General features: G+C 39.2%; 5 protein-coding genes. 1 reads left to right on the plus strand and 4 read right to left on the minus strand.

Features of this window, described 5'->3' with window-relative positions; genetic code table 11:
- Window positions 1–2 precede the first annotated feature (2 nt).
- From LC095_RS18175 to addB, 4 genes are all read right to left on the minus strand, one after another.
- The gene (locus LC095_RS18175; protein WP_226529499.1) at window positions 3–3401 is read right to left on the minus strand and encodes an AAA family ATPase; all 3399 of its coding nucleotides are present in this window, start codon (window positions 3399–3401) and stop codon (window positions 3–5) included.
- On the minus strand, window positions 3398–4579 hold the full coding sequence (locus tag LC095_RS18180) for an exonuclease SbcCD subunit D (RefSeq protein ID WP_226529501.1): 1182 nt from the start codon (window positions 4577–4579) through the stop codon (window positions 3398–3400). Before LC095_RS18180 ends, LC095_RS18175 begins: the two co-directional genes overlap by 4 nt.
- Window positions 4580–4672: 93 nt before the next feature.
- Window positions 4673–8398 carry a helicase-exonuclease AddAB subunit AddA gene (gene addA / locus LC095_RS18185; RefSeq protein WP_226529503.1) on the minus strand — a complete coding sequence of 1242 codons (3726 nt, stop codon included), beginning with the start codon at window positions 8396–8398 and terminating at the stop codon, window positions 4673–4675.
- Complete coding sequence (gene addB / locus LC095_RS18190) at window positions 8391–11882, minus strand: helicase-exonuclease AddAB subunit AddB (protein WP_226529504.1); 3492 nt, start codon at window positions 11880–11882, stop codon at window positions 8391–8393. The genes addA and addB overlap by 8 nt, the downstream gene beginning before the upstream one ends.
- A gap of 400 nt (window positions 11883–12282) precedes the next feature.
- Here addB and LC095_RS18195 point away from each other — a divergent pair, with 400 nt between their 5' ends.
- A complete protein-coding gene (locus LC095_RS18195) occupies window positions 12283–13410 on the plus strand; it encodes an MFS transporter (RefSeq protein WP_226529505.1) in 1128 nt (375 codons plus the stop codon).
- Window positions 13411–13430 lie beyond the last annotated feature (20 nt).

Consider the following 13430-nt stretch of genomic DNA (forward strand, 5'->3'; position numbering starts at 1 on the left):
CATTAGAGAGATTCTAAATAAACAGAAGTTCCTTTTCCGGAAGGTTCGGCCGGTACGACAATTAGTTTCCTTGGTAATCTGGCCCTTAATTCCTGGACATGACTTATTACCCCAACTGACAGGTTTTGTGCTTGAAGCTTTTCCAGTGCTGAAATCACGGTATCAAGTAACTCAACATCAAGTGTACCAAATCCTTCATCCAAGAAGAAAAATTGAAGCGGGTATTCTCCCCTTAATTGGATTTGAGTTGATAATGATAACGCCAGAGCTAAAGATGTGAGGAAGGTTTCCCCACCGGATAGTGTTGAAACAGGGCGTCTGACTCCGCCATTTGCGTCATCCCTCATGATGAAGCCACCTTGAGAATCCACTTCGATTGCATATCGGCCACGTGTTAACAGAGATAAACGCTCAGAAGCATCACGACTGACTTGCTGCAGTTGTTCTTCTGCCACATATTCTACAAAGCTATTTCCTTTAAATACTGATTGAAGCTTTTCAAGTTTCTGCAGCATGTCATCAAGTTCTTTTTGTTTATTTTCAATAGCTGTAAATCGTTCATGTTTTTCAAGAAGCACGTCTAATGCATTTATTGCTGCTCCTTTATTTGCAACGGCTTCGTCTGTTTGCAGCTTCATCTCATGTCTTATCATTTGAATATGATCCCATTGTTCTTGTGTGACCGCTTTCCCCTCTAATTTCTCTTCGATTTTGTTTAAGTCTGTGTTAAGTTGCTTCATTTTATCCCTAAACGCTTCTATTTTCACTTTCATTTGTTGTCTTTCATCAGAAGTTAATAAAGAAGCGAGTGTTTCTTCAATCGTTAAAAAGTCTGTTTCTTGTTTGGCTTGTTCCCAGGCTTTCTCAGACCCTTCAACTTGTCTGGCTGCTTGGTTTAATGATTTTTCATGTGCTGCTTGTTCACTTTGCAGTGTATGAAGCTCGTTTGACTCTTTTTGCCATAATTGATATAAATTATTTTCTTTCTCTATTAGATTCTTAATTTGTGATTCCATTTCCTGAATTTGTGCGGCAATGGTCATCTCAGTTGTTATTCCAATTAGCATTTCTTCCTTATCCTTAACGGACGAACGACGATTTTGCAACGTTGCGTTTAATGCAATTTGCTGCTCTGTTAGTTGCTGATTCATCTGTTCTTGTTCTTTCACTAAAGCTTGTTGTTCTTCAATAAAGGAGAAGCTTTTTTGAATTCTTTCTGTTAGCAGTTCATTGGCAGCATCTTTTTCCGAGATTTCTTGTTGTCGCTTTTCAACCTCTTCAAAAGGGATCAAAGTGAATTTCTCATTATAATAAGACAAGCTTTGTTCATAGCTTTCCTTGTATGAATTCGCCTTATCTTCCCACTCTTTCGCATCCAAAATCGCTGAGGAGATACTGTCTCTCCTTCTTACTTCCTCCTTCTGGCATTCGCGGTACAGTTTTACCAGTTTCTCTATAGCATCTCTTACTTGTAAATAATCCTGGGTAAGGCGTTTGAATTCAGTTTGCAGAAGGTGAGACATTTGCTCAATTGATACATCCTGAGCATTTTTGAGTATTTCGTCTACTTGAATATCTTCTGTTGCTTTCACTGCTTGCAAAAATTCAAATTCTGAAACAAGCTGTTCTGATAAACCTTCCGCCTTCACCTTTAAAGATTGTGGCTCATGCCCTAACATTTGTAGCTGTTCAAGCTGCTGCTTCATTGATTCTGACAGACTTTCCAGCTTGTCATGATCTGGTTTGGCATGAACAGGACTAGGATGTTGACAAGATCCACAAACCGGACAAGGCTCACCTTCTTTTAGATCGTTAACTAACTCATACGCAAGTTTTTTGCTTTTCGCCTTTTCTTCTTCCTTTACGGCTTTTTCCACTCTATTTTTAGCCATTGAAACTGTCTGCTTATATTCATTTTCCCGCTCTACTACATAGTAATAAAGCTTATTTAACTCACGAAACTGTGTCATTAACTGTTGTTTATTTCTTTGCAATTGCTCAGTTGTTAAACCGGCTTTCTCTTTTTCTGTCTGAATAGCTTTTGTTTTTCTATTTAGTAATTCAGCTGTTTCAACATATTGCTGCTTACTTCTAAGTACATGTTGTTTCGCATCTATGGCACCACGTACTTGATCACGATCCTTTGTCGTCACCACATTGTTTTGCTGCTCATCTTTTAATACTTGTTGCTTATTAACCGCTTTTTCCACTAACTGTTGAGCCTTTACTAATAATGTCTGATGATGTTCCCGCTGATTTTGCAGGGTAACGTACTCTTTTTCCGCTTCCTGAAGCAGCTTTCGCTCCCGTTCAAGCTCCTCTTCAACCTTTTGCAACTGTAATAGTTTCTCACGCTTTGTTACAAGCAATGGTTCCTGTTCCGCTTTTTTCGCTCGAATTCTCTCGTACTCCCGACTGGTTGTTTCGTACTTTTCTTTCATTTTTTCATAGCTTTTTTTAGCAGTAATCAAGTTGATTTCTGCTTCATTTTTTTCCTTTTTCCGTGCCTGAAGGGCTTCGGCATACGGTCTTAAAGCCTCTGCTTCCTCTGCAGACTTCAATTGTTTTTCTAAAGCGCCAATTTGTTCTTCTGCTTTTTTTACAGACAGCTTTTCTTTTTCGATTTCAGCCTTTTCCAACTGCAAATTCCAAAGAGTTTGTTTTTGCTCAAAGTCTTTTGTGACACTTTCTAACTCTTTTTGACGCTTTTCCAACAAAATTTTTGCTTCATTCACATGATTTTTCGCTTCTTCAACTGCCTCGACTGACGCATCACCTAAACCTGTTTTTTCTGCTTCCAGTTCATTTCGTTCAATACGGGTTGAAGCTAAGCGTTTTTTTAACTTTTTCAGCAATTGATCACCATATTGCTCTAGATGGAATAAACGCTGAAGCATTTGCCTTCTTTCTGCCCCTTTTAAAGATAAAAATTCAGCAAATTTCCCTTGTGGCAGCACAACGGCACGAGTAAAATCATCAATTGTCAACCCGAGCAATCCATAGATTTTTTCATTTACATCAACCGCCTTGTCAGCCAGAACTATATGTTCTTCATCCTCTTCAATTAATCGGCAAATAGCTGTTTTCACTCTAATATCATCTGTTCGTTTAAACACACGTTCAACAATATACCGTTTCTTTGCAGAAGCATTTTCAAGTTCAAAGGTGAAGGCAACCGTTAGCTGATCTTCCGCATGATTAAGGATGCCATGTGTATTGTTCATCGCTCGCTCCACTTTTCCATATAAAGCGAGTGTCATGGCATCTAAAATGGATGATTTTCCACTTCCGGTTGGACCAAAAATTCCGAAAATCCCTCCATCGCAAAGAGAGTCAAATTGAATGGTCTGCTTTTCACGAAAACTATGCAAACCGGCAACACTTAATGATATAGGCTTCATGCTTCATCACCTTCCTCTTGCACCTCATCCTGATTGACCAGTTCCAAAAACAGCTTAATAAGCTCGTCTTCAGGTTTGGCTCCACCTGTTTGTTTTTCATAAAACTGTGTAAACAATTGATCGATTGGCAGATTTGCTTGTCTAGTTGCTGCTACTTCTTGTTCTGCTTGGAAAACAGGACGAATATGGATAAAACCTGGATGCCATTTTCGTAATCGATGGATTTCTTCAATAGATAATGTGCTTGTTAAGTGTATTTCTAAATCAATCCAAGCTGTTGAATCTCTTCCTTCATCAAGCCATTGGTGAACCTGACTTATTCCATCGGTCGCCTTCCATTTCACTAACGGCTTTCCAGATGATAACGGAATTTCTTTCATGACAACCGGTTGATTTGGTTCTGCATCAAGAATTGTAACCGATTTGGTATAGCCGATTTCCGAAAAACTATATGCAAGCGGAGAGCCAGAATATCTTGTCAACGTACTTGCACGCTTCATATTTTGTGGGCGATGCAAGTGACCTAATGCTACATATTGAGCGGCTTGAGGCATACTCGTTGCCGCAACAGTATATGCCCCGCCTACTTCGATTGGCCGCTCTGAATCAGAAGAGCTTCCACCTGCTACATGAATATGGCTCATGGCAATATTGACTGTATCTTGCTGAAATTGCTTACTCATGATGGAAAATAAATCACGTATTCGTTCATCATATTTATTTCGAAGGAGAACTTCATCGTGTTCCTGTGATAACACTTGCTCAAGGCGTGCTTCAGAAGGGTAAGCGAGTGCCGCAACCATTATTTGTTGGTTGACTGCAGGTATGTCTACCTTAATAACTTCAGTCTTCGGATATCCGATTAAATGAATGGAATGATTACCTGCCAAAGGAGATGCAGCAGATAATCGATCCGGATTATCATGGTTTCCTGCAATGACAACAATGGGGCGTTTACCATGGTCCGATAATCTGGATAGTCCATCATAGAATAATTGTTCAGCCGCAGCAGGGGGGTTCACTGTATCAAAGGCATCACCGGCCATTAAAATGGCATCAACCTTTTCTTCCTCTACTATTCTGACAAGTTCATCAATAAATTGTGCCTGTTCTGCCAGCCGGCTTCTTCCTTCAAGAGCTCGACCCAGATGCCAATCTGCCGTATGCAATAAACGCATTTATAAACATTCCTTTCTGGTCTGTTTTCCACTTGAATAGCAAGAGCAATCGGCATTAGACCGATTGCACTTATGTTTTTCAATGAACTTTTTCTACATGTTGATCAAATAACCACCATCAAAGAAAAACAGGTACTTTTCCTGAAGAGGGCGGTGCAGTATATCTTCCACTGCCTTTGTATATAAATCTATCTGTATACGATAGCGGTCCTTTACTATTTCTTCAACAGCTAGTCTGTCCTGATTAAAGCGTCCTTTGATGGTATCTGTCTTATAATCTAGCAAAACAGTCCCCTGCTCGTCCTCAAATAAACAGTCAATGACACCTTGTATTAAGATTGGTTCATCTTTCATATCTTTATAAAGTTGATCCGCGTCTAATGCGTAACTAAATGGAACCTCCCGATAAACCTGTCTCGCATGTACCATTCTTTGACCAAGATCTGAAGAGAAAAAAGCGATAATTTGATTGACATCAATCACTTTGGCCAGCTCAGGAGTAAGAATTTCCCTTTGAACAAGATCTTCTATCTTTTGTGTAATGGTTTTTTCTGTTATTTCTCCTTGGAGTTCGATATGCTGCATGACAGCATGCATCGCTGTTCCTCTCTCCGCAGGAGTGATGGACTTTGTTTGCATAAAACTTGGTCGATTAAAAAGAAGTGTTTGTGCATCCGTCCTCTTTATCAGCTGCTGATCACTATATTCATCTTGAACTTCACGCTGTCTTTTTAATTCTGTGACCGATTGCTTTGATCTGCTCACTGTTGCCTGCTTATAAGGATAAAACCATGAAAGCTGATGTTGAACGGCTTCCTTCCATTCACTTTCAATTGGTACAGTTTCACCTTCTTGAATAGAAATCAGAAGCTCATGATTTAATTCCTGCTCGGCTTTAAATGTTTCTTTCAGCTCTTCCCCTTTTACATTTTCGATGAGCCAACGTGAGGGATGTCCTGCAATGTCTTCATTAAAACAAATCTGTCCTTCACTAAGTACAATACAATCTTTATGACGAATTAACGCCGGGCCGATCCAATCCAAATAGCTTTTAGCTTTTGCACGTTCAAAGTCAGGTAACAGCCATTCTGTATGTGAAAGATGATTTCTCCAATTTGTCATTGTTTTATCAGGATCCTTTAACGTCCCTAACAAGTAGAGCTTTTCTTTTGCACGAGTAAGTGCGACATAGAGGACACGCATTTCTTCTGCAAGAAGCTCCATTCTCATTTTTTTCTTTAGTGCAATATAAGGTAATGTTGGGTAACTAACACGCAACTTAGGATTGATCAACTTTGTTCCGAATCCCAGCTCTTTATCAAGTAAATATTTTTTATTTAAATCCATCATATTAAATTGCTTGGAAAGACCTGCAACGAATACAACCGGAAACTCCAATCCTTTACTACTATGAATAGTCATTAATCTGACAACATCCTCCTGCTCACCAAGAGCACGAGCTGCCCCTAAATCATCCCCGCGATCCTGCATTCTTTCAATAAAACGTAAAAAGCGGAACAAACCTCTAAATGATGTTGCTTCATATTGTCGCGCCCGATCATATAGTGCACGGAGGTTTGCTTGACGCTGCTTACCTCCAGGCATTCCACCAACAAAATCAAAAAACTTTGTATCACGGTAAAGCTGCCAAATTAAATCAGAAACAGAACCCTTTCTCGCTAAGTCACGCCATCCTTGTAACAAGTCAATAAATGGGTTTAGTTTATGAAATAATTCTTGCTGGTCCTGTTCTCCAGTTACAATGAATGCTTTCACAGCTTCATAAAACGTGCCTTTTCGATCATAGGTTCGAATTAGTGCTAATTCATTTTCACTTAGTCCGACAACAGGTGAGCGTAACGCTGAAGCTAACGGAATATCCTGAAAAGGGTTATCGATAATTTTTAGGACAGAGAGCATAATGGCTACTTCTGTTGCTTCAAAATATCCATTTGACAGATTCGCGTAGACGGGTATTCCAGCCTGTTTGAACTCCTCCATTATTTGTGGAGCCCATGGCATAGAACGAAGGAGAATCACCACATCACGATATGTGATATTTCGTGTTCCACCTATAGCTCGATCATAAATTTGAAACTGTTCATCTATTAATGTTTTAATCTTTTTAGCCATCAATCTTGCTTCAAGTTGAACGGTTTCCAGCTCTTGCTCATCAAAAACTCCTTCATCATCTACTTCTTCCTTCTCAGAACCGGTTTCTTCACCACCACGTTCAATGAGTAAGAGTTCAGTACTCATCAGCTGATTATCCGGATAGTCAGCTCCGAGCTTTAATTCTGCATCATGATCATACACGATCTCTCCAACCGTCTCACCCATAATCTGCTTAAACAAATAGTTTGTTCCATCAAGCACTTCTGAACGGCTTCGAAAGTTCTTTGATAAATCAATTCGCATTCCACTGTTTTCCGGCATTTGTGTAAATCGTTTATACTTACTTAAAAAGAGAAAAGGCTCCGCCAATCGGAAGCGATAGATGGATTGTTTTACATCTCCTACCATAAAAAGATTTCCGGTTGCTTCTTCTTCCTTTGTGACGTATTTCAAAATAGATTCCTGTACAAGATTCGTATCTTGATATTCATCAACTAACACTTCAACAAACTGTTGTTTATAATAAAGCGCCGCCTCACTTGGTTGCCCTTTTTCTGTTTGAAGAATTTGCAGGCAGTAATGCTCCAGATCAGCAAAATCAACAATGCCTTTTTCCTTTTTCATGCCTTCATAACGATCTGCAAACTGCTGAACAAGAGAAACCAGTTTTTTCACTACAGGTTTTAAGTGTTGGAAGTCTTGAATATATGCTGCCAGCGGACGAGTAAAAAGTTCATCCCGAAGCTGTTCGATTTGTTTTTTGGCTGCATTTCGTAATGCCGTCACTTGATCTGTAAGGCTTTTATCATATTGATCACCTTTTACAATTTTTCCACGAGTCATTTTGAATTTTTTAAGTTGTTCTCCAAGCAAATCCCATGAATCCTTATGTGCAAGAATCCCAGCAATCTGTTTTAAATCATCCTCTAAATTTTCCGCTCTTGGGGCCGGACCTGCAGGCTGCTTTGTGAGCTCCATAGCTTGTAACAGCTGGTCTTTAGCCCCTGTTAATTGCATGTCAATATCCTGCAAAAGATACGTAATAAACGGCAATGAATTCATTTCATTTTCATCAATATCGTACATCTCTGTAAGCTGATCAAGCCAAACAGATGGTGTTGGATGTGATCTGGAGAAAAAGTAAAGTTCCCGTATTAATGACTGAAGTTCCATATCACTTCGATCTGATGTATATCGATCAACTAAGTCAAAGAACTCTTCATTCTCTTCTCGGCTATATTCCTCTTCAAACATTTCATCAAGAACCTCATCAATCAGTAATTGGCCCTCAGTTTGATCGGCGATGCGGAAGCTTGGATCAATGTTAATCAAATAGTAGTACTTCCGGACAACCTGTAAACAAAATGAATGTAATGTTGAAATAGATGCCTTATTCAGCAATGTAAGCTGTCTTCGTAAATGTAGAGATGATGGATTCTCCTTTAGCGCTTTTTCGAGCGCTTCTCCAATACGGCTCCGCATTTCAGCAGCTGAGGCATTTGTGAACGTAACGACTAAAAGGGAATCTACATCAACAGGGTTTTCCCGATTTAAAATCTTCCGGATGATTCGCTCAACTAAGACAGCTGTTTTCCCTGAACCGGCAGCAGCTGCAACTAAAATATCCTGTCCGCTAGCCACAATCGCTTTCCATTGATCATCCGTCCATTGGCTATTTTCCGGTTTTGGAATTAGTTCACTCATGACGCCCTGCCTCCTCTCTTAGTTTTCTTAGCACTTCATCATTTTTCTCACTTTTTAGGATACGGAAATTGTTTTCTTCTAACGATTCATCAAATTGACAAACCGATCTATATTCACAATACGTACATGGCATTTTATCTTTTAGCTTGTATGGACTAATATCGGTCACACCATCGGTAATATTGGTGCCTATTTTCTTAAATGTTGAACGAACATGGTTACGCAACAGCTCAAACTCATCTTCACTCGCTATAGCAGAAGTTGAACGGAATCCTCCATCCTTTTTTAAGCCTGCTGCAATTATATTTGACGTGCTTCCTTCCGTTAATGTGTTATCCATTAATTTAACGGCTTCTTCATCACCTAGTAAGAGGCCTTTCATTTTAAACTTCTTAAAAATTTCATCGTCAAGCTTTTCTTCCGGTAATAGAGTTGATGCTTGAATCATCGGATCATGTACATGGAAGTACAATACACCTGCAGGAGTCGCCTTCACGCCAAGCCAAGAATGCGAATTTGAAATAATAACGTCTAAATATGTGAGCATTTGCAGTGCTAAACCGTAATACACTTCGGAAAGCTGAACATTTTTTTCACTTGATTTATAGTCTACAATTCGCAATAACACACCATTTGAACCTGTTGCTTTATCAACACGGTCAATTCTCCCTGCAACCTCCATTGTGCAGCCGTTTGGCAATGTAAAACGAATTGGTGGCAGCTCTCCGCCTTGACCAAAACCCAACTCTAATCCAACCGGTGCAAATCCGCTTGCTTTGGCATGCTCACTTAAGATTGTTGAAGCACGAGCAAGTATTTTTTGAAGCTTGCGTTTAATATAGTGATAACGATTTGAGCTCAATAAGATTTCCTTTTGTAAACGTGGTGCCAATCTTTCAACAGCATCATTCGAAAGTCGCTCACATTGATCCTTTGTAAGCTCCTTCCAATCAAGCTTTAACTGCTGCAATCGATCGGAAATGAGCTTAAGAGCAGAGTGGAACATCTGTCCTATGTCAGGTGCCTCCAGCTTGAAAAATTGCCTTTCTCTAAGCTTTAAGCCGTGTGAGGCAAAATGGGAGAATGGACAGCTGTTAAATTTCTCCATTCGTGACACACTGCCTTGAATATGCTCACCGTACAGTTCCCGGCTAATAGAAGGTTTAAGCTGATTTGATTTGTTTTCATAGGATAAGCTGCTTAACACTCTTTTGGTCATTTGCTTTGTTTCTGAGTTCAAAAAATCATTATAAGCATCCCACCATAAAGGATGGATTGGATATCCCCTTTTCCATGATTGCAACTGTGAGGTCACATAGGAAAGCGTAACATTCTGATTTATGATAAAAGATAACTGCTCTTCGGTTGTTAACTGTTCCGGCTCATTGATCAGTCTCTTCTTTTCAATTAAAGGAAACATCTCCTGCATTCGCTTAATGATCACAGAAGGAAGCAATGCCTTACCTTCTTCATCTGCCATTGGATAAGAAAGAAACAGCCTTTCAGAAGGACTTGCTAACCCCATATAAATAATAAAGTTTTCATCAAGGAGCTGTTGTCTAGCTGTAGGGGCTAATTCTACACCTTGATAGTGAAGGAACTCTCTGTCATCCTCTGTTAAAATCCCTTCTTCCTTCGGTCTTGCCGGTATGACTCCATCATTTGCTCCAACAATAAAGGAGCATTTCACATGAAAGAACCTTGATTTTTCCAAGTCTGCAATTAATACTTGATCAATGGCAGGTGGAACGAGTGAGAATTTCATCGATTCTAAACCCGTTTCAAGCATTTCAGAAAAGAGCTTTAATGAAACCTGCTCTTCTTCCATCATTTCAACAAACTCATCCAAGAGATTCACAACCGCTTGCCATACTTGATCATGCTCTCGTGCTTCTAACAATTGTCCGTTTTCCTCCGCCTTCAGACGAAGTGTTTCCAGCTTTTGAGGAATCTGTAATTCTTCTAAATACAAATACAAGGCCTCTGCAAGAGAACGTCCGGTTTTACTTCGTTTTAATCTTTGATGAAGGGATTGGACCGGTTGAACAATCAGTTCCCGAAGCTGATTTAATTTATCTTCCATTTGTTTTTCTTCATCTGTCACGACAAACTCATCGTCAAGTGAATAAAAACGTCGATAGCGCCAACGCTCATCTTTCGTCCATTTTGAACCTTGAATGCCATAAGATAAAACATAGTTTTCCAGCAAATCCATATCTTCGCGAAGAGACTCGAGTTGCTCTGTTAACGGAAACAGCATTTCTGTTTTTATCGCCCGAAACACAGCCTCATATCGCCAATGACCATTGATCACCTCCAGAGTAGAACGAATAAGTTCCACTAATGGATGATTTAGCATCGATCGCTTTTGATCAATAAAGAACGGCACCTCATAATCACGAAAAACTTGTTCAATTACATCCCGGTATTCATTTGAATTTCGTACAAGTAAAGCGATATCACGGTAACGATACTCACCTTGTCTCATAAGTGATTGAATGTTTCTTGCAATTCCTTCAATCTCAGAGCGGCGGTTTGCAGCTTGATAGATAGTAATGCTTGTCCTGTCTTCAAATATTTGTGTTGGTCTCATATCATAATATGTTTCTAAATGTTGTAGAGATGGGCTTTTATAAAAGCGATGTTGTTCTTTGAGAAGCAAAGGTTCATCAACTTGTTTACCTGCTTCTTTAGCCAACTCGAGAATTTTATGATAGGTTTTTCCCGTCATTTGGAATAGGTGCAATTCATGCGGAAGAAAATCCTCATACGGCTTGTCCGCAGTAAGGGCAATTTTCACATTTTTTGCATGCTTGATTAATGAGCCTACCACTTCATATTCTTGTGGTGTAAAGCTATGAAATCCATCAATATAAACATCTGCTGATTGTAAATAATTTGAGTCTTGTACTTTTTCTGCAAGCAATCTTAAATAATCTTCAGAATCAACATACTGCTGACTTAATTGAATTTCCATTTGTTTATAGAGAATCGCCATGTCGTGGAGCTTATCTGTTAATGATTTTTGATCTAGCTCTGTTTGCGCACCTGCTAAATATTGCTCCAACTCTTCCGGTGATAAACAATACCGTTTAAACTCTGTTAGCATTGTCTCTAATTGCTCAATAAATCCATTTTTATCACTGGCTTTTGAAAACACCTTAAATTCTTGTTTATATTGTTCTACTAATTTTCTTAATAGCATTTGGATTCCGGTGCTTGAAAGATGCTGACGCGTCATCCCGCCTGTTTCTTGCAGCACTCTCCATGCCAAACGACTGAAGCTAAAGGTTTGAGCTCTAATCATTCCGCCCAGGTTTGGTGTGCGGATTAATTCATATTCAGCACCAAATGTCATTTGATCTGGAACAAGATAAATAATCGGTCTTCCTATTGGTTCATCAAATAATCTGTCTCTTATTTCGTTTACTATTGTTTCTGTTTTTCCGCTTCCGGAGCGACCAAGGATAAATTGAATCGTCATGCTAATACCCCGCTAACGTTTTAGGATAAGAATAGCGCAAGCGCCTTGATCAGCCCCGACAGGCATAAGACGCTCAGGAATAGAAGACGTTCTTTGTCTTCAATTCCTGAGTGGCTTATGACCCCGAGGGGCTAGGCGCTGGAGCTGGACACCAACACTAAGTATAAAATTTTATACTCTCTTATAACTTACTGATAGTAAGAAAAAATAAATACCACAACTAAAATAGCGTGGTAGTAATTGGTTGAATTTGGTAATAGTCATTTATTAAAGTTCTAATTATCTATTACTATTTTACTTTACTTTTTAAGCAAATTCCATTTTTCCCGCTTGCCAACTTTTGTCTTAGGGACACCAAACCAGTTGGTGGTTCATAATATGACAGAAGGGGGTGGGGTGGGTGAGAAGCCGGTTAGTTAGTTTGTTTTTTTGGCTTGCTGCTGTTAGTGTTGCAAGTAATATTTATTTTCTTATTCCTATGTATTCTTACCTGGCTGAAGGGCTGTCCTCTACATATGAAGAAGCTGTTTTTTCCAGCACCGTCTTTACCTTTTGTTATGCAATTGGCCTATTAAGCTTCGGTCCTGTTTCGAGAGCTTTTTCTAAAAGATATGTTCTATGTTTTGGTATGTTTGCTTCTTTTCTTTTAACATTTAGCCTTACAACAATTTTATCTTTACAAAGCTTTTATATTTTAAGAGGGATTCAAGGAATGGTGTTAGGAAGTTTTGCTCCGGTTGCCTATGCTTACTGCTTTGATGCTTTTCCTGTAAAGCGGAGAACATTTGTGATCGCGGTCATTAATACAGGCTTTCTAATGGCAGGTATCATCGGGCAGCTTATTAGCTCAACCCTTGTTCATGTATATAATTGGCAAGCTGTTTTCTACTTTTTCAGCCTGACATATTTGATTCTATCCGTTTGTGCGATTTATCTTCTTCCTAAGGTAAATTGGAACAAACCAGCACATCCCACTCCCTCTTCCTCATCTAAAAATACACTTTTTCAAGCACCTGTCATGATTGGACTTTGCATGACCTTTATAACACTCATGTCCTTCGTCTCTTTTTACGAAGAGCTTGCCCAATATTATGCAGGACAGGAAAAGGAGCTATTTTTCAGCAGAAGTATTGCGTTAATTGGTACGCCGCTTTCTTTGTTTAGTGGACACTGGTTTAAAAAAATGACACCTCAAAAAATCATGCTCATTTGCTTAACCTTTATGATTCTTTCTTTTTCATTTATGTTGCTTGTTAAACAATTGGTCATCATAACAGCTATATCCATCTTATTTGTTTCTGCGATTGCTGTTTTTATTCCATCTTTAATTACGTTTATAGGAGAAGCTGCTGCCGAAAGGAGAGCAACTGCTATTTCTCTTTATTCATTTATCCTATTAACCGGAGCAAGTATTGGTCCTATTTTATCAAGCTTATTATCTTTTCACTCAACCCTAATTTTATTTATTACGTTGTTTGGTGTTAGTTTCCTTGTTCTTATTTTCCTCAAGCCGCAAGTAAAGGGCTAACCATCCTTAGCCCTTACCAA

Origin of the sequence: Metabacillus niabensis, from assembly GCF_020524345.1 — a bacterium.
In the GTDB taxonomy this organism is placed as follows: domain Bacteria; phylum Bacillota; class Bacilli; order Bacillales; family Bacillaceae; genus Metabacillus; species Metabacillus niabensis_B.

Bases quoted from the DNA above. Each gene is read 5' to 3' on its own strand.
- LC095_RS18175 (WP_226529499.1), bottom strand. From the start codon at position 3,401: ATGAAGCCTATATCATTAAGTGTTGCCGGTTTGCATAGTTTTCGTGAA.
- addA (WP_226529503.1), bottom strand. From the start codon at position 8,398: ATGAGTGAACTAATTCCAAAACCGGAAAATAGCCAATGGACGGATGAT.
- addB (WP_226529504.1), bottom strand. From the start codon at position 11,882: ATGACGATTCAATTTATCCTTGGTCGCTCCGGAAGCGGAAAAACAGAA.
- LC095_RS18180 (WP_226529501.1), bottom strand. From the start codon at position 4,579: ATGCGTTTATTGCATACGGCAGATTGGCATCTGGGTCGAGCTCTTGAA.